At 62.1% G+C, this 24,613-nt stretch carries 25 protein-coding genes; 7 read left to right on the forward strand and 18 right to left on the reverse strand.

Going from position 1 to position 24,613, the window contains the following annotated elements; all coding sequences use genetic code 11:
- Positions 1-858, reverse strand: a complete 858-nt coding sequence (locus tag ACFT1A_RS23150; protein WP_095970985.1) for an ABC transporter permease — start codon at positions 856-858, stop codon at positions 1-3.
- Positions 858-1,667, reverse strand: a complete 810-nt coding sequence (locus tag ACFT1A_RS23155) for an ABC transporter permease (protein WP_230814857.1) — start codon at positions 1,665-1,667, stop codon at positions 858-860. The genes ACFT1A_RS23150 and ACFT1A_RS23155 overlap by 1 nt, the downstream gene beginning before the upstream one ends.
- Positions 1,668-2,205: 538 nt before the next feature.
- Between ACFT1A_RS23155 and ACFT1A_RS23160 the strand changes: the two genes are divergently transcribed.
- Together ACFT1A_RS23160 and ACFT1A_RS23165 are read left to right on the forward strand one after the other, a co-directional pair.
- Complete coding sequence (locus ACFT1A_RS23160; protein ID WP_378448940.1) at positions 2,206-3,468, forward strand: TetR/AcrR family transcriptional regulator; 1,263 nt, start codon at positions 2,206-2,208, stop codon at positions 3,466-3,468.
- 34 nt (positions 3,469-3,502) lie between these two features.
- Positions 3,503-4,708 (forward strand): winged helix-turn-helix domain-containing protein, encoded by a 1,206-nt coding sequence (locus tag ACFT1A_RS23165; RefSeq protein ID WP_378448941.1) that lies wholly within the window; start codon positions 3,503-3,505, stop codon positions 4,706-4,708.
- A gap of 246 nt (positions 4,709-4,954) precedes the next feature.
- Here the strand turns inward: ACFT1A_RS23165 and ACFT1A_RS23170 are convergent, their stop codons facing one another.
- Positions 4,955-6,109, reverse strand: coding sequence for a Rieske 2Fe-2S domain-containing protein (locus ACFT1A_RS23170; RefSeq protein WP_378448942.1), 1,155 nt, complete (start codon positions 6,107-6,109; stop codon positions 4,955-4,957).
- Between the two features lie 295 nt (positions 6,110-6,404).
- Here ACFT1A_RS23170 and ACFT1A_RS23175 point away from each other — a divergent pair, with 295 nt between their 5' ends.
- Positions 6,405-7,070, forward strand: coding sequence for an IclR family transcriptional regulator (locus ACFT1A_RS23175; RefSeq protein WP_378448943.1), 666 nt, complete (start codon positions 6,405-6,407; stop codon positions 7,068-7,070).
- A gap of 77 nt (positions 7,071-7,147) precedes the next feature.
- On the opposite strand, the gene ACFT1A_RS23180 is transcribed toward ACFT1A_RS23175, so the two are convergent.
- Genes ACFT1A_RS23180 through echA20 form a run of 4 tightly spaced genes read right to left on the reverse strand, consistent with a single transcriptional unit; the run spans position 7,148 to position 10,650 of the window.
- The gene (locus tag ACFT1A_RS23180; protein WP_378448944.1) at positions 7,148-8,209 is read right to left on the reverse strand and encodes an NAD(P)H-dependent flavin oxidoreductase; all 1,062 of its coding nucleotides are present in this window, start codon (positions 8,207-8,209) and stop codon (positions 7,148-7,150) included.
- Entirely contained in the window at positions 8,206-8,961 is a 756-nt protein-coding gene (locus tag ACFT1A_RS23185) for a CoA-transferase subunit beta (RefSeq protein WP_378448945.1), read from the reverse strand. Before ACFT1A_RS23185 ends, ACFT1A_RS23180 begins: the two co-directional genes overlap by 4 nt.
- Positions 8,958-9,866: a cholesterol ring-cleaving hydrolase subunit IpdA gene (gene ipdA, locus ACFT1A_RS23190; RefSeq protein ID WP_378448946.1), complete on the reverse strand. Its 909-nt coding sequence runs from the start codon at positions 9,864-9,866 to the stop codon at positions 8,958-8,960. The genes ACFT1A_RS23185 and ipdA overlap by 4 nt, the downstream gene beginning before the upstream one ends.
- Positions 9,867-9,873: 7 nt before the next feature.
- Positions 9,874-10,650 carry a (7aS)-7a-methyl-1,5-dioxo-2,3,5,6,7,7a-hexahydro-1H-indene-carboxyl-CoA hydrolase gene (echA20, locus tag ACFT1A_RS23195; protein ID WP_003945611.1) on the reverse strand — a complete coding sequence of 259 codons (777 nt, stop codon included), beginning with the start codon at positions 10,648-10,650 and terminating at the stop codon, positions 9,874-9,876.
- A 102-nt stretch (positions 10,651-10,752) separates the two neighbouring features.
- Between echA20 and ACFT1A_RS23200 the strand changes: the two genes are divergently transcribed.
- Positions 10,753-11,667: an SDR family oxidoreductase gene (locus ACFT1A_RS23200; RefSeq protein ID WP_378448947.1), complete on the forward strand. Its 915-nt coding sequence runs from the start codon at positions 10,753-10,755 to the stop codon at positions 11,665-11,667.
- A 67-nt stretch (positions 11,668-11,734) separates the two neighbouring features.
- Here the strand turns inward: ACFT1A_RS23200 and ACFT1A_RS23205 are convergent, their stop codons facing one another.
- From ACFT1A_RS23205 to ACFT1A_RS23220, 4 genes are all read right to left on the reverse strand, one after another.
- Complete coding sequence (locus ACFT1A_RS23205) at positions 11,735-12,406, reverse strand: GNAT family N-acetyltransferase (RefSeq protein WP_378448948.1); 672 nt, start codon at positions 12,404-12,406, stop codon at positions 11,735-11,737.
- 94 nt (positions 12,407-12,500) lie between these two features.
- Complete coding sequence (locus tag ACFT1A_RS23210) at positions 12,501-12,914, reverse strand: DNA-binding protein (protein WP_378448949.1); 414 nt, start codon at positions 12,912-12,914, stop codon at positions 12,501-12,503.
- A 57-nt stretch (positions 12,915-12,971) separates the two neighbouring features.
- Positions 12,972-13,460, reverse strand: a complete 489-nt coding sequence (locus tag ACFT1A_RS23215) for a nitroreductase family deazaflavin-dependent oxidoreductase (RefSeq protein ID WP_378448950.1) — start codon at positions 13,458-13,460, stop codon at positions 12,972-12,974.
- 1 nt (position 13,461) lies between these two features.
- Complete coding sequence (locus ACFT1A_RS23220; RefSeq protein WP_095970996.1) at positions 13,462-14,625, reverse strand: steroid 3-ketoacyl-CoA thiolase; 1,164 nt, start codon at positions 14,623-14,625, stop codon at positions 13,462-13,464.
- A gap of 174 nt (positions 14,626-14,799) precedes the next feature.
- Here ACFT1A_RS23220 and ACFT1A_RS23225 point away from each other — a divergent pair, with 174 nt between their 5' ends.
- Complete coding sequence (locus tag ACFT1A_RS23225) at positions 14,800-16,050, forward strand: cytochrome P450 (protein ID WP_003945573.1); 1,251 nt, start codon at positions 14,800-14,802, stop codon at positions 16,048-16,050.
- A 194-nt stretch (positions 16,051-16,244) separates the two neighbouring features.
- Here the strand turns inward: ACFT1A_RS23225 and ACFT1A_RS23230 are convergent, their stop codons facing one another.
- The 6 genes from ACFT1A_RS23230 to ACFT1A_RS23255 all read right to left on the reverse strand — a co-directional run bounded on the left by ACFT1A_RS23230 (position 16,245) and on the right by ACFT1A_RS23255 (position 21,356).
- Complete coding sequence (locus tag ACFT1A_RS23230) at positions 16,245-16,625, reverse strand: VOC family protein (RefSeq protein ID WP_378448951.1); 381 nt, start codon at positions 16,623-16,625, stop codon at positions 16,245-16,247.
- Between the two features lie 172 nt (positions 16,626-16,797).
- Positions 16,798-17,208 (reverse strand): nuclear transport factor 2 family protein, encoded by a 411-nt coding sequence (locus ACFT1A_RS23235; protein WP_007734269.1) that lies wholly within the window; start codon positions 17,206-17,208, stop codon positions 16,798-16,800.
- Between the two features lie 9 nt (positions 17,209-17,217).
- On the reverse strand, positions 17,218-18,081 hold the full coding sequence (locus tag ACFT1A_RS23240; RefSeq protein ID WP_283307026.1) for a TIGR03619 family F420-dependent LLM class oxidoreductase: 864 nt from the start codon (positions 18,079-18,081) through the stop codon (positions 17,218-17,220).
- Positions 18,082-18,116: 35 nt separating this feature from the next.
- A complete protein-coding gene (locus ACFT1A_RS23245) occupies positions 18,117-19,298 on the reverse strand; it encodes a thiolase domain-containing protein (protein WP_378448952.1) in 1,182 nt (393 codons plus the stop codon).
- The gene (locus ACFT1A_RS23250; RefSeq protein ID WP_317551508.1) at positions 19,298-20,368 is read right to left on the reverse strand and encodes a thiolase domain-containing protein; all 1,071 of its coding nucleotides are present in this window, start codon (positions 20,366-20,368) and stop codon (positions 19,298-19,300) included. The genes ACFT1A_RS23245 and ACFT1A_RS23250 overlap by 1 nt, the downstream gene beginning before the upstream one ends.
- Before the next feature lie 10 nt (positions 20,369-20,378).
- Positions 20,379-21,356, reverse strand: coding sequence for a Zn-ribbon domain-containing OB-fold protein (locus tag ACFT1A_RS23255; RefSeq protein ID WP_378448953.1), 978 nt, complete (start codon positions 21,354-21,356; stop codon positions 20,379-20,381).
- Between the two features lie 73 nt (positions 21,357-21,429).
- Here ACFT1A_RS23255 and ACFT1A_RS23260 point away from each other — a divergent pair, with 73 nt between their 5' ends.
- Both ACFT1A_RS23260 and ACFT1A_RS23265 read left to right on the forward strand, forming a co-directional pair.
- Positions 21,430-22,467 (forward strand): LLM class F420-dependent oxidoreductase, encoded by a 1,038-nt coding sequence (locus ACFT1A_RS23260; RefSeq protein ID WP_378448954.1) that lies wholly within the window; start codon positions 21,430-21,432, stop codon positions 22,465-22,467.
- A 169-nt stretch (positions 22,468-22,636) separates the two neighbouring features.
- Positions 22,637-23,611, forward strand: a complete 975-nt coding sequence (locus tag ACFT1A_RS23265; protein ID WP_378448955.1) for a hypothetical protein — start codon at positions 22,637-22,639, stop codon at positions 23,609-23,611.
- A gap of 120 nt (positions 23,612-23,731) precedes the next feature.
- On the opposite strand, the gene ACFT1A_RS23270 is transcribed toward ACFT1A_RS23265, so the two are convergent.
- Complete coding sequence (locus tag ACFT1A_RS23270) at positions 23,732-24,556, reverse strand: crotonase/enoyl-CoA hydratase family protein (protein WP_007734275.1); 825 nt, start codon at positions 24,554-24,556, stop codon at positions 23,732-23,734.
- Between the last annotated feature and the right edge of the window lie 57 nt (positions 24,557-24,613).

Raw genomic sequence — 24,613 nt, forward strand, 5'->3', positions numbered from 1 at the left:
TCAGATCCCCATTCCCGGGATCTGGGGGACGAGGCCCCACAGGCCGAAAGTCATCAGCACGTCCAGGATTCCGATCGCAAGGATGGCGGTCCGTAGCGCGCGGCCCGCAGCCTGACCGACACCCGCCGGTCCGCCCGAGGCGTAATAGCCGTACGCGCAGTGCACGAGCGCGACGACGGCGGCGAAGACCACTGCCTTCAGGCCCGAGTACAGGAGGTCCTGCGGCGAGATCGCCAGATGGAAGAAGTAGTCGTAGGTACCTGCCGATGCACCGTTGAAGAACACGACGACCAGTCGGGTCGAGAGGTAGCTGGCCAGCAGTCCGATCATGTAGATCGGGATGACGCAGATCATGGCAGCGATGACCCGCGTACCCGCGAGGAAGGGAATTGATCTGATTGCCATCGAGTCCAGTGCGTCGATCTCGTCGGAGATACGCATGGCCCCGATCTGGGCGGTGAAACCCGTTCCGACCTTGGCGGCCAAGGCGATAGCGACGACAACAGGGGCAAGTTCACGGGTGTTGGCAACCGCAGACAGCATGCCGGAGAGTGAGGTCATCCCGACAAGTTCGAGTCCGCGATGCGTCTCCACGCCCAGCATCATCGCGGCTGCAAGAGACATCGCGAACACGATGCCGATAGTGCCGCCGCCGGACAACAGCGAGTTCGTTCCGAAGCTGACTTCGCTGATCTGGCCGAGTACATGTTTGCGGTACTTGGTGAGAGCAAAGGGGATCGAGGCGATAGTGCGGATGTAAAAGGTGACATGCTGACCGAGCGACACCAAGCCGTCGCCTGCGGTCCGCAACGGTCTGCCGGCCTGCCGCGCTCGGATCCGGAGATCGACGAGCGACATCAGAATTCACCGACTGCCGGCACGATCACGGTATACAGCGCGGACAACACAGTGTTCACGATGAAGACGAGCGCGAAAGCGATGACGACGGCTTCGTTGACTGCGTCGGCAACGCCGCGTGGGCCGCCTTTTGCATGGAGACCTTTGAAGGTGGCGACCAAAGTCGAAGCGAGACCGAAGATCGCAGCCTTCACCAAAGCCATGACGAAGTCGGAAGATCGCCCGTACTGACTGAACGTTGCCATGAACGTTCCGGCCGGAAGGTGCTGGACGTAGATGTGGTACAGGTAGCACGCGATCACACCGCCGAAGGTGACCATCGAACAGAGTGCAAGGGAGACGATCACTGCTGCAACCAATCTCGGTGCGACCAGGCGCTCGATCACGTCGATGCCCATCACTTCCATGGCGTCGATTTCTTCGCGGATCTTTCGTGAACCCAGATCCGTGCAGATCGCCGATCCGGCGACTCCGGCCATCATCAACGCGCACACCAGTGCCGCGGCCTGACCGACGATGATGAAAGCCACGACCGCTCCGGAATATCCACCGGCACCGATCCGGCCGGCCAGTTCACCGACCGACACGGCGATGAAAACACCGATCGGAATCATGAGAAGCAACGACGGACCGGTGCTGACGCGACCGATGAACAGGGTCTGAGTAATCGTCTCGTGCAACGAGAGTCGCCTGCGGAGGATTGCCGTGAACAGGCCGAAGAGTGCCTGAACCGAAAATCCGATCAGATAGCCCCCCTGTAACGCTACGTCTCGTACCGGGCCCTTCGCGGCTGGTAGCTCGTACGTCATCTAATTGAATTCCTTTGCAGATCAACAGTGTTCGGCACGGAGTTCGAACTGTTCGAGCGCGGACGGTCGAGCGAACTGCCTGTGAAGCATCTCACACATATATGTGTCCAAGCAAGCATTATGTGAACCAAGATTCTCGCTGCGTATCGAGCGGTGTTGACTGAGTTCTCGCAAGTGACGTGGCAGTATAGGAACTGTTCGGATCCATACCCGGTGTATGTTTACGAATATTCCGAATCTGTCAGCCTGGTTGAGTCGCGGTTGTGCAGCGGATGCTTCGAGCGGTGACCCTACCCACGATCAGCGCCCACAGGCAACGTTTTGTTAACGCACATTCTGGTCGATGAGCATAGCGATCAAAGCCGATGGGCAGTTTCTTCTTCCGATCAATAGTCTCTTGAACTGCGACGATGCTGCTGCAGGCGGGCGAAGTGATGAAAAATGTGTATGAATTCTCGGGATCATGCTTATTCTGATTCTCGTTTGGTGGACAGGCGGATCGAGGTGCGTCGAGCGTGTGGGCTGGAGGGTGGGGTACATGGTGAGCCTGGGCGATCAGTTCGTCGACGCGCCGACGTCGAATGGGATTGTTCGGCAGGTGAGGTCCGACTCCGTCAAGAGGCGCCCGAAGGATCGCAAGGCGCAGATCGCGGCAGCCGCGGCAATCGCGTTCAGTGAGCGCGGATATCCTGCTGTCAGTGTCGATGACATCGCGTCGGCGGTGGGTATTTCGGGTTCGGCGCTGTATCGGCACTTTCCGAACAAGTACGCGATGTTCCGTCACGCGGCACTGGAGTTGACCGAAGCGCTCGGTAGTGCGCTCGATGACGTCTCGGTTGCCCCAGCAGCGACCGATGCGGGGCGATTACGCGAAAATCTGATTGCAGTGATACGAACGACAATTCGCAATCGGCGCACGGCCGGAATCTATCGTTGGGAGAGCCGGTTTCTCGATGCTGCCGATCGGAAATCCGTTCGAGCACAGGCCGACGCGGTCAATCGTCGAGTGGCCCGGAATCTTTCGCGCTCCGATCCGGCGATGACGGCGCGGGACGAGACCCTGGTCGTGGTAGCGATGTTCAGCGTGATCGGCAGCATCACCGTCCATAATCTGCTGCTACCTCAGCGGGCGATGGAACAGGTTCTGCTCGACGCGTGCCTGGCGATAGATCAAGGTGAGGGTGCAACCACCGCAAGCCGCTTGGAGCAGTCCTCGCTGCCTAGGACCGTGACCACGAACAAACGTGAACGTCTCTTGCAGGAAGCGGTGCGGCTCTTCGACTCTCGCGGATATCACGACGTCAGCATCGAAGAGATCGCCGCGGCCGCCGGCTTGAATGCTTCCGGTATGTACCGCTACTTTCCCAGCAAGGCCGAGCTTCTCGGCGCCGTGTTCTATCGAGCTGCAGATCGCTTGGACTTGGCGACGGCAGCGGTCTTCGATTCCGCGACATCGCACGAAGAAGTGCTCCGGGCACTGGCGGCGATGTACGTGGAGTTGTCGTTTGCACAGCACGAATTGATGTCGGTCTACTTCTCCGAGATGAACAACCTTCTGCCGAGTCATCGAAGCGATCTGAAGAATCGCCAGAAGCATTACGTGGTCGAATGGGCGCGAGTTCTCCGCGAAATCCGTCCGGAGCTTTCGGCGGTAGAGGCGAAGTTCGTTGTTCATGCTGCGCTCAACTTGGTTCCGGATGTCGGACGCATGGTGAAGTTCGACGGGGCCGCAGAAAATGCGACCAGACTGCAGATGTTCATGTCGGCAGTTCTGTTCGGCTGTCACACTTCGCCCTCCTGAAACGTGTCGGAGGGTGTGCGTACTCTGACCCGCTATGAGCGAAGTCGTGTCTCCGGCAGCTGCCCGTCGCATAGCGCTTGCCGCTCAAGGATTCGGCAGATCGCACCCCGCAACGGTGACGCGTCGCAATCTGGTCAGTGTGATGGACCGGCTGCAGGTGCTGCAGATCGACTCGGTCAATGTCTTCGAACGCAGCCACTACCTGCCGGTTTACGCTCGGTTGGGCGCGTACGACAAATCCAGGCTCGATCAGCTCGCCTTCGCCCCCGGTTCGGGGTACCTCGAATACTGGGGCCACGAAGCTACGTTCCTACCGGTGGACATGTGGCCGCTGTTCCGCTGGCGGATGGACCAGTTTCGCGCCAAGGCGTTGAGCGACAAGGGCGGATGGGCTTCCGATCGGAGTGTCTTCCTCGATTGGTTGCGGCAGGAGTTGCGCGACAACGGTCCGATGGCGGCGAGCGAGATCGAGCACGAAGCGAACACACGACGCGGTCCGTGGTGGGGGTGGTCCGACGTGAAGGTCGGCCTCGAGACGCTGTTCCGTTGGGGCGAGGTGGTGTCGGCAGGTCGAGCCGGCTTCGAGCGTCGTTACGGCCTGGCCGAGCAGATGCTTGCACCCGAGATACTCGACGCACGGGTCGAGCGGTCGGAGGCGATACGCGAGCTGGTGCTGCGGGGAGTGCGGGCACATGGTCTCGGCACACTCGACGACATCGCCGACTACTTTCGTCTGCCCAGCGCAGAAGCGCGAACGGCATTGCAGGAACTCGAAGACGCCGGCAGCGTGCGCCGGGTATCTGTGGACGGCTGGGAGCGTCGAGGCAAGGCAAGGGAGGTGTGGATCGATCCGCAAGCGAAGCGTCCCAGGTCCATCCGTGCGGAAGCGTTGTTGTCGCCCTTCGATCCGGTAGTGTGGGCCCGCGATCGGGCGTTGCGGCTCTTCGATTTTCACTACCGGATCGAGATCTACACGCCAGCACACAAGAGAGTTCACGGATACTACGTGCTCCCGGTCCTGATCGACGACAAAATCTGCGCCCGAGTCGATCTCAAGAACGACCGTCAGAACGCTCGGCTGCTTGTCCGCGCGGCGTGGGCCGAACCGACCGCGGACGCGGAGACTGCGCCGCGGTTGGCGGAACTCCTTCGCAGAACTGCGCGCTGGCAGGGCTGCGACACCGTTGAGGTGGAGAACAAAGGCACGTTGTCTCAGGAGCTGTCCGCCGCCATGACGTGAGCCTTCAGGGCCGCGAGGGCGATTGTCATTCGGGAACGGTTATGCGTCCGTCGGTCGCTGCCTGATTGATGGAATTTCTCAATGCGGAACAACTTCCGGATCGAATTCTCGGCGATGCAGCGTCGTCGCGGTACTCCAAACATGCGGTGCGCGAATCTGATCGCCACTGGGTCGACGTGTGATGCCAGCTGTTCTTCTCCACGAGGACGTACGTTCCACACCGCTCGCAGTCCAGCGGTTCCATGGTCATTGCGGCGCTCCGGCGGCGGCCTTGCGTGCAAGGTTGTCCGCAACTTCCTGCTTCCACGCCTCGATGGGTTTACTTGTGTCCATCTCGAATTCGAAGCGGTCGACCATCTCGGGCGTGACGTCGGCGACGTCCACGTAGAACTGTTCGTACCACCGCCTCAGTTGGTATACCGGACCGTCCTCGGTGCAGAGCAGCGGATTGTCGATGCGGGTCTTGTTCTTCCAGATCTCGATGTCCTGCTCGAACCCGACACCGATGTATCCGATCATCGCGTCGACGGTTTGGTCGGCGATCCCGGCGGGAAGGTCGTCGGTCTTCTTGACGGTGATGCCGTACATCAGGACAAACTTGGTCGGGCTGACCGGGTAGTGGCAGTTGATCAAAACCGAATCCACTTTGAAGGTTTCGTACTGATAGATCAAGTCGTCGATCATGAACGACGGTCCGTGATAGGCGGCCACCGAGAGGTTGGATACCAACTTCGGCACGTCGGGGTCGGTCCAGGTCACGATGTCGTCGCGGTTGATGCCACTCTGCTCCTGGATGGCGACGTGACCTTCGAAGACGTTCTTGAAATAGGTGGGGAACGAGAAGTGCACGTAGAAGAAATGCGCCATGTCAACGACGTTGTCGACGATTTCTCGACAGTTCGTATCGATGACTATCGACTTCCACACCCAATCGGTCCATTCGTGCTCCGCAGACTTGATGATCGGTATGGCGACGTCCGCAGGAGGCGGATTGCCTTCGGGGTCGTGCCAGACGAAGAGCAGTCCGTCCTGTTCGAGCGCAGTCCAAGCGCGGGTCTTGGCAAGCGGGGGGACACGTCGGGCATAGGGAATCGCGGTGCACTTACCGTTGCCTCCCCACCTCCAGTCGTGGAAGGGGCACGCGATCGAATCGCCCTTGACCGTACCCTGACTCAAGTCGCCGCCCATGTGCCGGCAGTACGCGTCGAGGATCTTCAAATCACCGTGGCTGTCGGCGAATACGACAAGCTTGGTGCCGAAGGCTTCGATCGGATGTGGATTTCCGTCGTGAAAATCGGTCGCGAGCCCGAGACAGTGCCAGCCGCGGGCAAAACGCTCAGGGGTAACGCCTTCCTCGATGATGCGGAATTCGTCGACTTCGCCCAGGTCCATTGTGGTCATAACGCCGTCCTCTGTTCAGGGGTCTGTCCGTGCCACTGTGGCGAGGAGTGTGCTCAGGTTCAACGGGTGCAACCGGTGATCGGTATAGCTGCAGGTGGCAGAGACCAAGTGGGTTTGTCTCCCGCACGATGGGAAATGCCCTGGCGGCGCGCGCCGACTGAGCCCAGATTGGCAGTCGGTAGCGAAAACATCGCTCAGCGGTGCCCTCTCGACGGGACGGACCACCGGAACGGAGACATCAATGTTGGTCGGACCGATCACCGAAGAGTCCATCCCCATGTCAACTCTCGACAGATTGTCGGCGGTGGTGGACTGCTTTCGTGACAAGCCTCGTCTGACGCTGGGGGAGGTGGCTCGCAGAACAGGAATTCCGCGTTCGTCCGTGCACAGGATGCTTCTGAAGCTTGTCAGGATGGACTGGCTTCGCCGTGAAGGGCTCGAGTACGAAATCGGTGACAAGCTAGGAGATCTGGGCGCTCTCTCGCTGTATCGACATAAAGTGGAACGAGTGGTGACGCCCCTGCTTCAGCAGTTGCATCTCGTGACTGGACATGCTGTGCACCTTGGAGTTTTGGAAGGGAACCATGTGCGCTACATCCAGAAGATCGGGAGCCAGATGGTCCCCGACCTTCAGACTCGCGTAGGCTCACGCATCCCAGCGCAATCGTCGACCATCGGGAAATCGCTGTTGAGCGCCGGGCGCAGATCGGTGGCGTCGCTGCAAAACACCAATGACGTTCGCCAACAAGCTGTTGCGTTCGGAATCTGTAATTCCGGGATGGGTTGTATCGGTGCACGAATCGGGGTGCTCGACCACTTGCAGGTGGGTCTCTCGATCTGTGGGCCTATGATTCGCGGCACGATAGACAAAAGGAACGCCGCTCCCGTGCAGATGGCGGCAGTGGCGATCTCCCAGTATTTCGGAGTGATCGACGGGTTCGGGCAGGAAAAGACGGGATAACCTGACAGGCGCAGTGAGTGCGCCTCCCCGACCACGCGTAAAGCGCAGTGGGGGAGACGCACTCAGGCAAAGATGTGTCAGCGAAGAGCCGTAAGCGCGTCGATGCGCCCCACTGCATCTTCCATGATGCTTTCGATCAATTCCTTGCAGCTGGGCAGATCGTTGATCATGCCGACAACCTGACCTGAAGCAAGAACGCCGGCTTCCGTGTTGCCCTCGACCAGACCAGCCTTGAGCAACATCGGAGTGTTGGCCGCCATGATGATCTGCATCAGCGTGCGGTCGCCTGACCGCTTCATCGCGAGACCGTCCTTGGCGAGCGTCGACCACTTCATACCCGTCATGGCCTTGAACTTCGTGGCATTCTTGGCCGCGGCAATCAAGCCTGTTGCATAACTGGAGCTTTCGAGGCTGTTCACCAGGTCGGTGTTGAGCACACGATGAGGCATGCCGTCGACCTTGCGTGAGACCGTCGTATCCGTCAGTCCGCGCTTGAGGTACTCCTGCTTGACGGAATCCGGTACCGAAGAGTCGCTGGTGAGAAGGAATCGCGTTCCCATCGCGACACCGGCAGCGCCGTACGCCAGTGCGGCAGCCAGACCGCGGCCGTCGAAGAATCCGCCACCGGCGATGACCGGAATATCGACCGCGTCGAGAACCGAGGGGAGAAGCAATGTTGTTGCCACACCGCCGGTGTGACCACCACCTTCGCCGCCCTGGACGATGACGGCGTCCGCGCCCCAGGATGCAACCTTGACCGCATGCTTCGCGGCGCCGATCGAGGGCACGACGACGATGCCGTGATCCTTGAGCTTGGTGATCAGTTCCTTCTTGGGAGCCAAGGCAAACGACGCGACCTTGACGCCCTCACGGATGAGCAGGTCGGCGCGTTGCGGCGCGTCGGTGGCGTCGGCACGCATGTTGACGCCGAACGGCTTGTCCGTGAGCTGCTTCGTCTTCTTGATCGCATGCTCGAGCTCGTCGTACGTCATCGTGGCCGAAGCCAGAATGCCGAGACCACCTGCGTTCGCCGTTGCCGACGTCAGGGCGGGACCGGAAACCCAGCCCATACCCGTCTGCACGATCGGGTAGTCCACGCCGACCAGTTCGGTCAGCGCGGTCTTCAGGGTGGGGGTCATGCCGAGACCTCACGGTCCCGGAGGTTGCGCGGGTCGAGGGTCTCGCGGATGAGGTGGAGTTCTTCGGCGGTGGGGTCACGGGTGATACCGGCCTCGGCGAGTCCGGCAACCTCGAACGAGGTGTTCTCGGCAACCTCTTCTGCCGTGACGCCGGGGTGAAGACTCAACGCGCGGAACGTGTTTCCTGGACCGCCGAAGTCGAAAACCCCGAGGTTGGTGACGACGCGGGGGATGTTCAGGTACTTGTATGCGGGGTTCTCGGGATCGATCTGGTCGTAGCCGACACCGCACACCACGTCGACCTTGTCGACGAACACTCGCTTGGAGTGCTTGGGGACGAAGTAGCTCGTCGCATGGTTGATGGTGTTACCCGGGGCGCCGCGCACGCCGAACATCTGACGCTTCGGCTGCTGAAGCGGGCCGAAAGCGGAGAGGTTCTGGTTGCCGTGGCGATCGAGCTGATTGGCACCCATCACAACGTGACGACGACCGGAAGCGACGACGTCGAACACCTTGCGGAAAGGCATCCAACCTTCGATGGGGCCCTTCGTTCCGACTGCCGGAGTGTCCTCGAGGATGAGGGCTTCACCGTCGGTGATGAGCAGGTCGGGTTCGGTGGTGAGCCGAGCCAGGCGAGCGCCGATGGTGGACGACGTCGACATCGGGCTGGCCATGATTTCGCCTGCACCGGAGAAGATTTCAGCGCACGCAAGAACTACGTACTCTGCGCGGGTGACGGTGGATTCGCTCATTTTGCCTGCTCCCCTGCCGTTGATGAATCGGCAAACTTCTTTACTGCGGCTTGGTAGTCCTCTTCGCTGCCGGAGAGGAAGGTGTCGACGAACGCCTGCCACGACTCGGGGGTCTTGGCGGCCTCGGCGTAGTGACGCTGGAACTTCTCGTCGCGGCCGTAGCTTTCGCCGGCCAACGTGAAGTGGGCACCGTTCGGTGCCTCGACGACGGCGTCGACCATCATGCGGTTGAGCAGAAGGTTCTGCAGTGGAACGGATTTGACCAGTTCCTCGGTCTCGACGATGCGCTCGACCGAGACGTAACGCTTCTCGGCGGCCATGCAGTACAGGTCGTCGAAGTACGGGTCGACGCCGTTGTAGGCGGCATTGCCGTGCTTGTCACCGAGATTGAGGTGGACGAACGACGCATCGAGGTTGAGCGCAGGCATCGCGATCAAGGTCTCGGAACGGCCGTCGGCCTCGGGGTACGGAGAGGTGACGGTCTTGAGTTCGTCGCCCCAGAAGTTGCGGACGTCCGAGCCCAGGCCGGCACGGATCGGCAGGAAGGGCAGGCGAGCGGCAGCGGCTTCGAGGCCGCACTTGACCATGCCCTCGTCCATCTCGCGGACTTCGATCTCACCTGCGGTGCGCGCCTTGGCAAACCACGGGTCGTAGAACGGCGCGGAGTCCAGGGACACGAAACCGTAGTACGCCTTCTTGACCTTGCCGGCCGAGCACAGCAGTCCGAGATCCGGTCCGCCGTAGGTGACCACGGTCAGGTCCTTGATGTCCGAACGCAGAATTGCACGCACGAAGGCCATCGGCTTGCGGCGAGATCCCCAGCCGCCCAAGCCGATCGTCATTCCGCTGCGGAGTTCGCCGACTACCTCGTCGAGCGACTTCGTCTTGTCACGCTTGCTAGCCATGTTTTTCTCAGCCTTCCTTCTGGGTTGCGTTCTCGCGCGGCTTGCCGGTGGCGACGAACTCGTCGCGGTGCTCGTCGGACACACCGAGAAGGTTGAGTTCGAAGGTGTAGCCCTGTTCGAGGCGGTAGCTGCCCTTGACGTCGACCGGGTCGATGCCGTTGATGGCTTCCTTGGCGCACCGGATGATGCGGGTGTCTTTCGCGGCGATCTTCGCGGCGATCTCGCGAGCGCACTCGTCGAGCTTCTCGCGCGGGACCACGTCGTAGACGCTGCCGAACTGCTTGAGCGTGTGCGCGTCGACGCTCTGCGCCGTGTAGTACAGCGTGCGCATCATGTGCTGCGGCACCAGGCGTGAGAGGTGCGTGGCAGCGCCGAGGGCGCCGCGGTCGACCTCGGGGAGGGAGAAGATCGCGTCGTCGGAAGCGACGATGACGTCCGCGTTGCCGACCAGTCCGATGCCACCGCCGACGCAGAATCCGTTGACCGCCACGACGACGGGGACAGCGCAGTCGTAGACGGCTGCGAAGGCTGCGGCACAACCGCGGTTGGCGGCGACCAGCGCGTCGAATCCCTCAGTGGCCTGCATCTCCTTGATGTCGACGCCGGCGTTGAATCCGCGTCCCTCGGCTCGCAGGATCACCACGTGCGTGTTGAGATCCTTGCCCGCGTCGAGGATGGCGTCGGCAAGCTCGAACCATCCCTTGGACGGGATTGCGTTGACCGGTGCGTAGTCGATGGTGACCGTGGTGATGCCGGTTCCGTCGGAAGAGGTGCTGATGCCCATATCGGGATTCCTTACGTCTGTGTACCAAACCAAGCGATTGCTTGGTAAGTTAGCACACAAGCGGAGCCGACAAGCCCGAGCAGAGTGCAATAGGAGACAAAAATGAGTGGATTGGTCGACGGACGCGTAGTCATCATCACCGGGGCAGGCCGGGGTATCGGACGTGCGCATGCATTGGCGTTTGCTGCTGAGGGCGCCAAAGTTGTCGTCAACGACATCGGTGCGGGTGCCGACGGTTCCGAGACCGGCGAAAGTCCGGCCGAGCAGGTTGTCGCGGAGATCATCGCTGCGGGCGGCCAGGCAGTGGTCAACGGAGACGACGTTGCCGACTGGGCGGGTGCCGAAAATCTGATCAGGACCGCGATCGACACCTTCGGCGGACTGGACGTACTTGTGAACAACGCAGGCTTCCTGCGTGACCGCATGCTCGTCGGCATGAGCGAAGGGGAGTGGGACGCGGTAATCCGCGTGCACCTCAAGGGGCACTTCGCGCCGCTGCGTCACGCTGCCGCCTACTGGCGCGGCGAAGCGAAGGCAGGCAAGACCGTCGACGCACGCATCATCAACACCAGTTCGGGTGCAGGACTGCAGGGTTCGATCGGCCAGGGCAACTACGCCGCGGCGAAGGCCGGCATCGCCGAGATGACCATTCAGGCCGCCGCCGAGCTCAAGAATTACGGCGTCAGTGTCAACGCGATCGCGCCTGCTGCGCGTACGCGCATGACCGTCGGTGCGGGTGGTGCGATGGCCGAGTCGATGGCGGCTCCGGAAGAGGGCTTCGACGCCATGGCTCCCGAGAATATCTCGCCGCTGGTCGTCTGGCTCGGAAGCGCCGAATCCAAGGACGTCACGGGCCGGGTATTCGAGGTAGAGGGCGGAAAGATCACCGTCGCGGAAGGCTGGCGTCACGGCCCGAGCGAGGACAAGGGTGACCGTTGGGACCCGAAGCAGATCGGGCCCGTCGTGGCAACGCTGTTGGAGAAGGCGGAGATTCCGACGCCGGTGTACGGGGCGTAGGGCCTTCAGCCCCGTGAGTGGTTAAGGAGTGCAGGGACTCCTCAACCACTCACAGGCGGCGTGCCGCCTACGCGGGCGCCCGAACCACCAATACAGTGCCGGGGAACTCTGCTGCGAGCTCGCGCCGCGAATGCTTCACGCAGGCGGTGCCGTAGCCCTTCTTGCGGGACTCGGGTGCAATCCAGATCGCGACGTTGACCTCTTGGCCGTCGAGTTCGCCGAACACCAGGCCGACGCTCGTCGGGCTGTCACCGGAGACGTCCTCGGCGACGAACCAGGCAGCGCTCTCGTCGTCGATGCGGCCGAGGCCACCTGTGCGCTCGGCTTCGATTCGATCCTCGCTCCACGGCTTGCCGTCTTCGTCGAGCTGCTCACCCGAGCGAATCGTGAACAGCGACTTGTCTTCTGCGCTGTCGCTGAACGGACGCAGGCTGAAGTTCTGCCCACTGCTCGCGGGGCGATCAAGCGTCGTCCATTCGAGAGTGGCGTCGAGATTCTCCAGTTCGCCCTGGATGCGATCGCGTGCGGCCTTGGTGAGCGCACTGAACTTGAGGCTCAGAACTGCTTCGGCATTTGCTTCCGACGTGCCGAGGAGTTCCGCGACGGTGGTCAGTGCCTCCTGATGGTCCTTGCTGTCGACCACTGCATCCAGCACCTCGTGGCGACGCTCCAGCGCACGCACGAGTGCGGAAGTGATCTCGCGTCGGTCCAGGATTTGATCTTGAATATGCGTCGTCATATATGCGACTCCTTGCTGTGTTCGAGGCTCTGTCGAAACGCCGTGCGGACCGTACGAGTCAATAGTGCTCCAACTCGCCCGTTATGGCACGTGTTCAGCCTCCGGTGCGGCGAACGAGCCGTTCGTAGCGCTGGCGGGCGGCTTGAGTACTGCCGAGCCCGAGTCCGAAAGCGATGTCCTGCCAGGTCATGCCCCGTTCGCGGGCTATTCCGAGGAACAGTGCTTCCAGCTGTTCCATTTCGGCTCGGGCCTTGGGAATAAGAGTCAACGCAGCCATGACGTCGGCGTCGTCGACTTCGGGTTCGTTCACCTCGGGTGTGTCGGTGCCGCCGGCCAGACGAGCCACGACGCGAACCGCGCCGTAGGGCTCGAGCATCTCCGGATGAGATTGCCGCGCGCGCTGGCTTCGGGTCGCGCCGTGGCGCTCGCTGATCCGAAAGAGTCCGGCGTACTCGCGATGTGCGCGTTCGCGGCCGGAATCGATCGGTCTGAACTGGTCATCGGTCATGAATCCAGGGTGGCACGACCCCGGACCGATGTAAACGTTCTGTTGTAAACAAATTGTTCAGTTTGTCAGTGGCTCGCACACGATGACGGGAATGACGCGGTCCGTCCAGGCCTGATAGTTGTCGAAATCCGGATACATCGCCGTCAACTTCGGCCACAGCCGAGCGCGCTCGTCCTCGGTTGCGACGCGGGCTTTCATCGAGCGGATCCGAGACTTGATCTGCACCGTCACCACCGGATCCGCCTTGATGTTGAGGTACCACATCGGATTCTTCGGAAGACCGCCTTGCGACGCCACCAGAATCACGTCTTCGCCGTCCTCGAGGAACAGCAACGGGCTGATTCGCTCCTCACCGGATTTGCGACCGGTAGTGGTGAGCAGGCAGATCGGCAGCCCGCGTGGGAACGCGCTGCCGACCCGCCACTTGCTACCCAGCCTCCCGTCGGTGGCGCGATACATGGCGACGTTTGCCTTCGACATCCATTTGATGAACTTGACCGTCACCGGGGCGTCGAGTCCCTTGGGTTTTGCTGGGGGAGTAGTCATCTCAGATTCGCTCGATGATGGTTCCGGTGGCCAACGCGCCGCCGGCGCACATCGTGATCAGAGCCGTCGAGCCGTTACGACGCTCCAGTTCGTGCAGTGCGGTGGTGATCAGTCGAGAGCCCGTGCTGCCGACCGGATGGCCCAGAGCGAGTGCGCCACCGTTGACGTTGACGTTGTCGAAGTCGGGTTCGTGGACCTGGGCCCAGGACAGTGCGACGGATGCGAATGCTTCGTTGATCTCGAAGAGGTCGAGGTCGCCGATCTTCATTCCGCTCTTCTCCAGAACACGGCTGGTTGCCTGCACCGGTCCGTCGAGGTGGAACTCCGGTTCCGAGCCGACCAGTGCCTGAGCGATGATGCGGGCGCGTGGCTTCAATCCGAGCGCGCGAGCCTTGTCCTCGTCCATGAGCAGGACTGCGGCCGCACCGTCGGAGATCTGGGAAGACGTTCCGGCCGTGTGAATTCCGCCTTCGAGGACGGGCTTCAACCGGGCAAGGGACTCGGCCGTCGTATCGCGCAGGCCCTGATCGCGATTGACAAGCTTGGTCTCGCCCGTGAGGTTTCCTTCCTTGTCGACCTGGGGCGCCGAGAGTTCGAGTACCTCGCGGTCGAAACGCCCTTCCTCCCAAGCCTGCTTGGCCAGTGCCTGCGAGCGGACACCGAGAGCTTCGACGTCGTCGCGGGTCAGTCCGCGTCGGCGGGCGATACGTTCTGCAGCCTCGAACTGGTTGGGCATGTCGATGTCCCATGTCGCCGGCCGACGCGGCCCGGCCTGGTCGCCGACGTTGGCGCCGAGGGGAACCTGGCTCATCGCTTCGATGCCGCAGGCGATGCCGGCATCGATGGCGCCGGTGGCGATCAGTCCAGCGATCAGATGGTTCGCCTGCTGGGCCGAACCGCACTGGCAATCCACGGTCGTTGCGCCGGTCTGCCACGGCAGACCTGCATGCAACCAAGCAGTGCGCGTGATGTTGTTGGACTGAGCGCCGGCCTGGGTGACGCAGCCGCCGATCACTTGCTCGATCAGCAACGGGTCGATTCCCGACCGGTCGAGAACTCCCTTTTGTGCCGCTCCGAGGATCTCGGCGGCGTGCAGACCGGCGAGCCAACCTCCGCGCTTGCCGATCGGTGTACGGACAGCCTCGACGATTACTGGTGTGCCCACAGCGGGCTCCTTTCCTTGTAATGAAAAAGTAGAACAGGTTCTCTGCGGGAAGCAAGACCTGCCGACGTTTCCTTTCCTAGTAAGCAGGCTTGTGTTTCAATGAGAGTAGAACGTGTTACACATCACGGATCCCCATCACCCCTGTGATGAAAAGGCTTAGGGCAGGAGACATCAGTGGCACAGCCCGCATTCCCCGAGGGAATCGACTTCACGGACCCCGACATCTACGCGGAACGTATGCCGTTCGAGGAGTTCGCTGAACTCCGGAAGACGGCCCCCGTGTGGTGGAATCCGCAGCCCCCGGAAATCGGCGGATTCCAGGACGAGGGCTTCTGGGTGGTCACCCGTCATGAAGAGGTCAAGGAGGTCTCGCAGCGAAGCGACATCTTCTCGACCCACGAGAACACTGCGATTCCTCGCTTCGCCGACGACATCCCGCGCGAGAACGTCGAGATGCAGCGCTTCATCCTCATCAACAAGGACGCTCCGGAGCACACCAAGCTTCGCAAGCTGGTTTCGCGTGGATTCACCCCGCGAGCCATCAACAGCCTGCGCGAAGAACTGACCGAGCGCGCCGAAAAGATCGTCAAGACTGCGGCTGCCGGTGGTGCCGGAGACTTCGTGGTTCAGGTCGCGTCCGAACTTCCGCTGCAGGCAATCGCCGAGCTCCTCGGTGTGCCGCAGGAAGATCGAATGAAGCTCTTCGACTGGTCCAACCAGATGACGTCCTACGACGACCCCGAGTTCGACATCGACCCGCAGGCGGCGTCGATGGAGATTCTGGGATACGCGTACCAGATGGCGGATCAGCGCAAGAAGTGTCCCGCCGATGACATCGTCACCAAGCTCATCGAAGCTGACATCGACGGAAATGAGCTCTCCCCAGAGGAATTCGGCTTCTTCGTGATCCTGCTTGCGGTCGCGGGTAACGAGACCACTCGCAATGCCATCACACACGGCATGGTTGCCTTCCTCGACAATCCCGACCAGTGGGAGCTGTACAAGAAGGAACGTCCGAAGACTGCGGCCGACGAGATCGTTCGTTGGGCCACCCCGGTGACCTCTTTCCAGCGCACCGCGCTCGAAGACACCGAACTCGGCGGACAGAAGATCAAGAAGGGCGATCGCGTCGTGATGATGTACGCGTCGGCCAACTTCGACGAAGACGTCTTCGAGAACCCCACGAAGTTCGACATCATGCGTGACCCCAATCCGCACCTCGGATTCGGCGGCACCGGTGCGCACTTCTGCATCGGCGCGAACTTGGCTCGTCTCGAAATCGATCTGATCTTCAACGCGATCGCCGATCACCTACCCGACATCACCAGGCTCGGCGATCCCCGTCGCCTGCGCTCGGGCTGGCTCAACGGCATCAAAGAGTTTCAGGTTGATTACAAGACATCGGGCTGCCCGGTCAAACACTGATCCGGACTTATACTGACCTGATAACCGGCGAGTAGGTTCTGTGTAGCTTTTCGGGAGTTGCCTCTGCACTCTCGAACACGCAGAACTACAGTAGACGTTCCGGGGGGCCACTAGCTGGCAACCTGGAACTGCGGCGGCGTCTGCGGGATCCCTCATCTCCCGTAGGCGCCGCCGTTTGTAGTTCAATCTCTGATTCAGCCGCCGTATGGTTTGGTGATCGCTTCGAGGAAGTGGCCCGACGGGTCGAGGAAGTAGACCCCACGCCCACCGTCGTTGGTGTTGAAGCCCGTACTCGACTGGCGCGGATCGGCCCAGTGATCAAGTTTCAAGGCTTGTATGCGCTGGTAGATGCCGTCGAAGTCGTCCTCGGAGACGAGGAAGGCGTAGTGCTGAGACGGCACCTCGGCGCCCTCTTCCACCTGTGCGAAATCCAGCGTCACGCCGTGCTCGAGTTCGACACCGAGAAAGTAGCCGGCTTCGACAGGGCCCGGTAGACCGAACATGTGAGTGAAGAACCACGCCGACTCTTGTCGGTCTCTTGCGGCGATGATGGTGTGATTGAACGAAATGGTCATAAGTGACCCCTTGCAGTACGACGCCTCCATGCCTGACGCAGTCCGTCATCGACACGCGACGTTGGGAACCAGGAAACCATTTCGAGGTTCTCGGTGCAAGTACCACTGCCGAATTCGATTGCGACGAGAGCGGCCCCGGTCACTGACCGGGGCCGCTCTCGTATCGGGGTTCTCAGGCTTTGCGTGCCGTCTTCATCGCGCGGTCCACTTCCCAGAATGCTCGAAGCGACGCGATCTTGCCGTCGTCGTTCACCCGGTAGACGAACACGCCCTCGGCGTCGATGATCGAGCCGCCGATGGTGGTCCGAATCTTGCCGATGTTGACGTTCTCGTTGCCGCACACCAGGGAATCGTCGATCAGAAATTCGAGCTTGTCCGCGTTGGCGATCGTCATGTCGTAGAACTTCGAGATCGCTTCGCGCCCGTGATGCCCTTTGCCTTCGGGATCGAAGCCCGACGGCCCGACCGGATCCTCCACCCAACCGTCCTCGGCGAAGAGGTCCAGCCAGGCTTCCTTGTTCTTGCCACTCGCTGCAGCGCGCGAAGCGTTACCCGCGACGCGGGCGGGGTGTTCGTCAGTCATCGCGGCTCCTCAGTTGATGTACTGCTCGGCGAACTTGCGCATCGATTCCTGCTTTGCCTCCAGCGGGGCATCGAATCCGATTCCGTCGAAAACCCAAGGCACGGTGATGATGTCCGTGACGCCGGCGTCTTCGAGTTCGGCGTAGCCGTCCTTGCCGAAACGGTCGATGCATACCGTCTGGATTTCGAACGGCTCGTTCTCGCGGCCGTACTCGGCACGCAGTTCACGCAGTCGTGCGATGACACCGACCAGATCGTCGAACTTGATCATCGCCGACGTCCAACCGTCGCCCACGCGCGCAGCCCGCTTGAGTGCGACCTCGGTGTGGCCGCCGACGTAGAACGGAACCGGCTTGGTGGGAGCCGGACTCATCTGCAGGCGATCGAAATCGAAGAACTCGCCGTGATACTCGACCATGCCGCCGCCCAGAATCAGTTTGAGGACGTCGATCATCTCGTCCACTCGGGCGCCGCGACGCTTGTACGGCGCGCCGCACCACTCGAACTCTTCCGGAGCCCAACCGATTCCGACACCGAAGCCGAAACGGTTGTTCGTCAGTGCCGCTACTGATCCGACCTGCCGCGCGAGCAGGACCGGATTGCGGCTACCGAGCTTGAGTACCTGGGTGTAGAACTCGATCTTCTCGGTCACCGCGCCCATTGCGGCTGCGGCGATCAGCGGATCGACCCAGGGGGTCTCGGCATTCCACATCCGAGACCCGTCCGGGGTGTACGGGTAATCCGCCGCCTGCGTTTCCATGAAGAACAGTGAATCGGGGAGAGCGATCGACGAAAAGCCGCATTCTTCGGCCGTTTTGGCGATACCGGCTAACTGGTCCAAGGGGTTCATGGCAACCCCGACGGTGTACTTCATCTTCGGCCTCTTCCTGATCGGCGTGTGTGCTGCTGTTACGTGGTGGGACGTTCGGAGCCGACGACCCACATCGAGAAGTACTGCGAGCCACCGCCGTAGGCATGGCCGAGAGCCTTGCGAGCGTCGGCCACCTGGTGATCGCCGGCGCGGTGCATGACCTGCATCGCCGACTCGGCGAAGCGGATCATGCCCGAGGCGCCGATCGGGTTGGAAGAGAGAACGCCGCCCGAGGCATTGACCGGGAGCTTGCCGCCGATCGCGGTTTCGCCGGCCTCGGTCAGCTTCCATCCCTGGCCTTCCTCCGCGAACCCGAGGTTCTCGAGCCACATCGGCTCGAACCACGAGAACGGGACATAGATTTCGGCGCAGTCGATTTCGTTGAGCGGATCGGTGATTCCCGCGGACTTCCACAGCGCGGCCGCGGCATCACGTCCGGCCTGAGGATTGACCTGATCGCGTCCGGCGTAGAACGTCGGCTCGGTGCGCATGGCCGTCGCGTGGATCCAGGCGACGGAACGGCCTTCGGCCTCCACCTGTGCGGCGGCCTCTTCGTTGCCGATCACCAGCGCGCAAGCACCGTCCGAGGACGGGCAGGTCTCGTCGTAGCGGATCGGGTCCCAGAGCATCTGAGATGCCTGCACCGATTCGAAGGTGATGTCCGGCTGCCGCAGATGCGCATAGGGATTGAGGCTGCCGTTGAGCCGATCCTTCACCGCGACGAGGTAGCCGATGTGCTCCGGTGCGCCCGATCGACGAATGTACGAACGGACGTGCGGGGCGAAATATCCACCGGCACCGGCGCCGACGGGCATGTTGAACGGAACCGGTACGGACAGCGCCCACATCGCGTTCGACTCGGACTGCTTCTCCCAGGAAACCGTCAGAACCCGCTTGTGGACACCGGATTTGACCAGGCTCGAGGCAACGATAGCCGTCGAACCGCCCACCGAGCCGGCTGTGTGAACACGCAGCAACGGCTTTCCGTTGGCGCCCAGTGCATCCGACATGGCGAGTTCCGGCATCATCGAACCCTCGAACAAGTCGGGGGCCTTTCCGATCACCACGGCGTCGATGTCGTCCCAGCCGACGTTGGCGTCGAGCATCGCGGCGTCGATGGCTTCACGGACCAAGCCCGCCATCGAGACGTCGTGACGCTTTGCGACGTAGTGAGTTTGGCCGGTGCCGAGCACGGCCGCGAGTTGAGGCGTTCCGGCCATCAGTTCCGTCCCTCCAAGACTGCTACCAGGTTCTGCTGCAGCACAGGGCCGCTTGTTGCATGGGCCAGCGCGCGATTCGCCTGACCGTCGAAGATTGCCTTGGCGGCGTGGCCGATTCGTTCCAGACCACCGGCGAAAAGTGGGTTGCCGCTGAGCGGGCCGCCGGACGGGTTGATCGTGGTGGCGTCGGTCAGACCGATCGCTTCCTTCAGGATCAATTCCTGGTGAGTGAACGGGGCATGCAGTTCGGCGACGTCGATGTTGCCGACCTCGCCGCCCGTTGCCGCCTTGGCTGCCGACGTTGTGGACGGCGACGTCGTCAGGTCACGTGCGCCCAGGTTGGGGGAGTCGATGCGATGCTCGAGTCCGGTGATCCACGCCGGCCGCTCGCACAGGTCTCGCGCACGGGTACCCGAGGCCAGGACGATTGCTGCCGCGCCGTCGGTGATGGGCGCACAATCGTGTGCGCGCAACGGATCTGCAAGGAATGGACTTGCAAGCAGGGCCTCGATGTCGACCTCGCCTGCGAGCTGAGCCTTCGGATTGCTCAGCGCGTGGCGACGGCTACGAGCGGCAACCTCCGCCATGTCCTCTTGCGTCCATTTACCCGCGTCGAGTCCGAGCCGGGCTTGAAGTCCGGCGATCGAGACGGAGTCCGGCCACAGCGGCGTGACGAGGTACGGATCGAGCTGCATGGACAGGATCTTGCGCAGGTGCCCGGCGGAGGATTTGCCGAAGCCGTACACCAGCGCGGTCTCGACTTCGCCGGTCAAGATCTTGATCCACGCTTCGTAGAACGCCCACGCGGCGTCCATCTCGACGTGAGATTCGTTGATCGGCGGTACCGCTCCGATGGAGTCGATGGCCGAGATGAAGGAGAACGCACGTCCGGCCAGGTAGTCGGAAGATCCGGAGCACCAGAAGCCGATGTCGGACTTGGTGATTCCCAGATCGCTGTAGAGCTGCTGGAAGCACGGGACGAGCATCTCGACGCCGTTGGTGGTGCCGTTGGTTTCGCGGACGTGGGGTGCCTGAGCAAAGCCCACGACTGCGATGTCTGCAGAAGTCATTTCAGGAGCCTCACAGGTGGTGTTGGAAGGTGGAGTACTCGGCGTCGGGTTCACCTGTCGGCCGGAAGTATTCGATGTTCTCGAGGGTGTAACCCCACTCTTCGCGAGGCTTCCACTTGGCTTCGACACGCATGCCCATCCGTACGTCCGCGGCATCACATTCGAGGATCAAGTGCAGGAACGGAATGTCGGCCCCGTCGAGGAGCACATAGGCGGCAACGTAGGGAGGTTTGATCCGCTGCCCGAGGAACGGGACGTTGACGATGCAGAAGGTGGTGACAATTCCCTTGTCCGGCAGTTCGATCTGCTCGCTCGTCGGCTTCCCGTTGGTGGGATTGGCGCCGCGCGGAGGGATGTAGATCTTGTCTTCGGGTCCGCTGCGACCACCGATCAGCTTGCCCTGTGCGAGACCACGGAGGTAGAAACTCTCCTCGGCCGAAGCGGAATGCATGAAGTGCAGGTCGACGGGCGTCGTGATCATGGTGACAGGATCGGCGTTGGAATCGACTGTCGCGATTCCATTTTCGCTCTCACCTGGTTCGAAGCACTCGATGTCCTTGATCTGCCCGATCCGCTCCGACGCCCAGCGAGCACGGACCCGCAGGCCGGTGCTGATGTCGTCGGGGGAGTCGACGTCGACCGCGTGGAGCATGGACGTGTCCGCGCCGTCGAGTTTGATCAGGGCCCACGCGAAGGGTTTCGTCAGGGGTTGCCCCTCGATGGGTTCGGGCATCCACGTCCAACTCACGACCGTTCCGCCGTCGGAGACCCCGACGAAGTCGGTCAGTGGTTCGGCCGTGTCCGGATCGAATTCCGGTGGCGGCACGAAGACACGACCGTTCGACCCACGGGCGCCGATCACCTTGCGATCACGCAGGGCAGTCACGAACGCGCCGATGGTCGGTCCCGTCGATCTGGTGTAGTCGAAATGGAGATTCAATGGTGCGCTCAGGGGCTTGTCGGCCACCCCGCTCTTTCCGATGGTCACAAGATCGAGTAGAACAGGTTCTAGAGATTGTGGCAAGAGTCACTTCTGATCACCGGCAATGTGGAGGCGTGCGATGAAGCTTGGGTTGCAACTCGGATACTGGGGCGCGCAGCCGCCGGCAAACGCCCCGGAACTGATCGAAGCCGCCGAAGGTGCGGGATTCGACGCGGTCTTCGCGGCGGAGTCGTGGGGCTCGGACGCATTCACCCCGCTCGCCTGGTGGGGATCGCGCACCGAGAAGGTTCGGCTCGGTACGTCCGTCGTACAGATTTCCGCGCGAACACCGACCAGTTGCGCCATGCACGCGCTCACTCTCGACCACCTCAACGGCGGACGAACGATCCTCGGACTCGGCGTATCCGGACCCCAGGTCGTCGAAGGTTGGTACGGGCAGCCTTTCGAGAAGCCGCTGGCTCGCACTCGCGAGTACGTCTCGATCGTGCGCCAGGTTCTTGCCCGTGAAGCGCCCGTCACCAGCCCCGGACCGCACTACCCTCTGCCGTATGCGGGACCGGGCAGTTCGGGACTTGGCAAGCCGCTCAAGGCCATTACGCACCCGTTGCGTGCGGACATTCCGATCTGGCTCGGCGCCGAAGGGCCGAAGAACGTCGCGCTCGCCGGCGAAATCGCAGACGGATGGCTGGCGATCTACTACACCCCGCGCCTGGCCCCGATGTACAACAAGTGGCTCGACGAAGGGTTCGCGCGCGCCGGGGCCCGTCGTAGCCGCGAAGACTTCGAGGTGGCCGCCACGTGTCAGGTCATCGTGACCGACGACCGTGCTGCCGCCATCGCCGCTCTCAAGCCGATGACCGCCCTCTACGTCGGCGGAATGGGTGCCCCGGAGTTGAACTTTCACGCGCAGGTCTACAAGCGGATGGGTTACGAGAAGGAGGTCGACGAGATCGGCCGGCTCTTCATGTCGGGCCGCAAGGACGAAGCCGCTGCCGTCGTCCCCGACGAGATGGTCACCGAGACCATGATCATCGGCAACGTCGACGAGGTGCGCGCCGACGTGAAGCGTTGGGAGGAAGCCGGAGTCACGATGCTGCTGGTGACCTGCCGCGACGCCGACCATGTGCGTGAGCTCGCGGCTGCGGTGGGTGGTTGAGCGGGGCCTGCCCTTTCTCGAGCGGTCCCCCCTTTTTTCGAGCGAACGGCACGTTCAGCGCATCTGAGGCGATCAACGTACCTTTCGCTCGCCCAAAGTTATCCACAGGCACACCGAAACCCCAGGTCGCCGCCAGGGCCCGCGCTGCTGCTCGAGCCATGCTGCAACCATGCGGCGTGGAACGTGGGGCGATGATCTGGACGCGATATACCGCGTCAGTCGAAGCGGAGTGATCCGAACGGCGGAGTTGGCGCGATTGGGCGTATCCAACTCCGCAGTGCACACCCGGTGTCGGGTGGGTGGACCGTGGCAGCGCATATTGCCGGGGGTCATCCTGCTCAGGAACGGTCAACCGACGCCACGTCAACGCTCGATCGCGGCGCTCATGTTGAGCGGTGACGAGTCCCTGCTGACTGGGCGATCTGCCATGTCGGAGTACGGATATCGCACGCACTCGGGGGATGTGCGAGTGCTCATCCCCATCGACCGTCGAGTTCAATCGGTCGGGTTCGTCACGGTAGAGCGCACAGTTCGATTGCCTGAGCCGGAGATTCGGAACGGTCTGCGCTGTGCGCCGCTGCCGCGAGCGTTACTCGACGCTGCGAGGCGATGCAAGGCGCTCGATCCCACACGGGCACTCGTCGCCGAGGCTGTTCAGCGCGGCGATGTCTCGGTGCGCGAACTTGCGAAGGAACTCGACGCCGGTAGCAGTCGGGGTTCCGCGCTACCTCGGGTCGTGTTGCGCGAAGTGAACGCGAACGTCCATTCGGTGCCTGAGGTTCACGCGCGAAAACTGTGGCAGCGGAGCGGGCTGCCGGAAATGTTGTTCAACCATGAGATCCGGGATGCGAAGGGAGACTTCATCGCAATTCCGGACGGATGGATCGATTCGGTTGCCTTCGCGTGGGACATCGACTCATTGGAATGGCATGCGGCGCCGACGGACTACAAACGCACGGTGGAACGCCGGACGCGTATGCAGAACGCGGGAATCATCGTGTTGCCGACGGTGCCCAGTGCACTTCGAACGGACCCCGATCGCGTGATCGAGGACCTTCGTGCGCACTACAGATTGGCGCAGTCACGGCCCCGGCCGCAGGTGTCGGTGAGGTCTAGGTGGGTGAAACTGGACGAAACCGGCTGAGCGAAAGTGCCTTTCGGCGCACTGAAGGCGCCGAAAGGTACGTTCGCTCGGAAAGGGGGTGGGTGGGACCGAGAGGGTGCACCGAGAGGGTGTGCCGAGAAGGGGGAGGGAAGGGGTGGGTCAGACGCCCTTGAACTGGGGCGCTCGCTTCTCTCCGAATGCCCGCGGGCCCTCCTTGGCGTCGGCGCTCATGAACACCTTCATGCCGAGTTGTGCGTCGATCTGGAAGGCCTCTTCCTCGTGCATGCCCTCGGTGTCGCGGATGGTCTTGAGGATCGCCTGGACGGCGAGAGGGCCGTTGGCACTGATCAGGTCGGCGAGCTCCAGTGCCTTGTCGAGTGCTTGGCCGTCCGGGACGACGTGGCCGATGAGTCCGATCTCCTTGGCCTCCGGAGCCTTGATGTGACGGCCGGTGAGCAGGATGTCGGCTGCGATCGTGTACGGAATCTGGCGCACCAGACGCACTGCGGATCCACCGAGCGGGAAGAGCCCCCACTTGGCTTCGGAGACGCCGAACTTGGCGCTCTCACCCGCAACGCGAATGTCGGTTCCCTGCAGGATTTCGGTTCCGCCGGCGATGGCTGCACCCTCGACGGCGGCGATCAGCGGCTTGGTCAACCTACGACCCTTGAGGAGGCCTTCGATCTTGGACATGTCGACGCCACCGCCCGCGAAGGAATCTCCCGGCGGCTTGGCGGACATGTTCTTGAGGTCGGCGCCGGCGCAGAAGTCGCCGCCCGCCCCGGTGAGGATGGCGACGCGGATCTCGGGGTCGTTGTCGACCTGGTCCCAGGCATCGACCATGATCGCCATCATCTCGCCGGTGATGGCGTTCTTACGCTCGGGGCGGTTCATGGTCACGATGAGGACGTGACCGCGCTTCTCCACGAGGCAATGCGGCGCGGTTTCCGAAATGTCTGATTTTTCGGTCGTCGAAGTGGACACTGATGGCTCCTGGCGGGTCTGTGAGCTGGCTCTCAAATTGGGTCTTGCCAGAAACGG

This window comes from Rhodococcus sp. NPDC057135 (assembly GCF_042670865.1).
Taxonomy (GTDB): domain Bacteria; phylum Actinomycetota; class Actinomycetes; order Mycobacteriales; family Mycobacteriaceae; genus Rhodococcus_F.

Excerpts from the sequence above, each read along its gene's own strand:
- ACFT1A_RS23150 (WP_095970985.1), bottom strand. The coding sequence starts at position 858 with ATGTCGCTCGTCGATCTCCGGATCCGAGCGCGGCAGGCCGGCAGACCG.
- ACFT1A_RS23155 (WP_230814857.1), bottom strand. The coding sequence starts at position 1,667 with ATGACGTACGAGCTACCAGCCGCGAAGGGCCCGGTACGAGACGTAGCG.
- ACFT1A_RS23160 (WP_378448940.1), top strand. The coding sequence starts at position 2,206 with ATGGTGAGCCTGGGCGATCAGTTCGTCGACGCGCCGACGTCGAATGGG.
- ACFT1A_RS23165 (WP_378448941.1), top strand. The coding sequence starts at position 3,503 with ATGAGCGAAGTCGTGTCTCCGGCAGCTGCCCGTCGCATAGCGCTTGCC.
- ACFT1A_RS23170 (WP_378448942.1), bottom strand. The coding sequence starts at position 6,109 with ATGACCACAATGGACCTGGGCGAAGTCGACGAATTCCGCATCATCGAG.
- ACFT1A_RS23180 (WP_378448944.1), bottom strand. The coding sequence starts at position 8,209 with ATGACCCCCACCCTGAAGACCGCGCTGACCGAACTGGTCGGCGTGGAC.
- ACFT1A_RS23185 (WP_378448945.1), bottom strand. The coding sequence starts at position 8,961 with ATGAGCGAATCCACCGTCACCCGCGCAGAGTACGTAGTTCTTGCGTGC.
- ipdA (WP_378448946.1), bottom strand. The coding sequence starts at position 9,866 with ATGGCTAGCAAGCGTGACAAGACGAAGTCGCTCGACGAGGTAGTCGGC.
- echA20 (WP_003945611.1), bottom strand. The coding sequence starts at position 10,650 with ATGGGCATCAGCACCTCTTCCGACGGAACCGGCATCACCACGGTCACC.
- ACFT1A_RS23200 (WP_378448947.1), top strand. The coding sequence starts at position 10,753 with ATGAGTGGATTGGTCGACGGACGCGTAGTCATCATCACCGGGGCAGGC.
- ACFT1A_RS23205 (WP_378448948.1), bottom strand. The coding sequence starts at position 12,406 with ATGACGACGCATATTCAAGATCAAATCCTGGACCGACGCGAGATCACT.
- ACFT1A_RS23210 (WP_378448949.1), bottom strand. The coding sequence starts at position 12,914 with ATGACCGATGACCAGTTCAGACCGATCGATTCCGGCCGCGAACGCGCA.
- ACFT1A_RS23215 (WP_378448950.1), bottom strand. The coding sequence starts at position 13,460 with ATGACTACTCCCCCAGCAAAACCCAAGGGACTCGACGCCCCGGTGACG.
- ACFT1A_RS23230 (WP_378448951.1), bottom strand. The coding sequence starts at position 16,625 with ATGACCATTTCGTTCAATCACACCATCATCGCCGCAAGAGACCGACAA.
- ACFT1A_RS23235 (WP_007734269.1), bottom strand. The coding sequence starts at position 17,208 with ATGACTGACGAACACCCCGCCCGCGTCGCGGGTAACGCTTCGCGCGCT.
- ACFT1A_RS23240 (WP_283307026.1), bottom strand. The coding sequence starts at position 18,081 with ATGAAGTACACCGTCGGGGTTGCCATGAACCCCTTGGACCAGTTAGCC.
- ACFT1A_RS23245 (WP_378448952.1), bottom strand. The coding sequence starts at position 19,298 with ATGGCCGGAACGCCTCAACTCGCGGCCGTGCTCGGCACCGGCCAAACT.
- ACFT1A_RS23250 (WP_317551508.1), bottom strand. The coding sequence starts at position 20,368 with ATGACTTCTGCAGACATCGCAGTCGTGGGCTTTGCTCAGGCACCCCAC.
- ACFT1A_RS23260 (WP_378448954.1), top strand. The coding sequence starts at position 21,430 with ATGAAGCTTGGGTTGCAACTCGGATACTGGGGCGCGCAGCCGCCGGCA.
- ACFT1A_RS23265 (WP_378448955.1), top strand. The coding sequence starts at position 22,637 with ATGCGGCGTGGAACGTGGGGCGATGATCTGGACGCGATATACCGCGTC.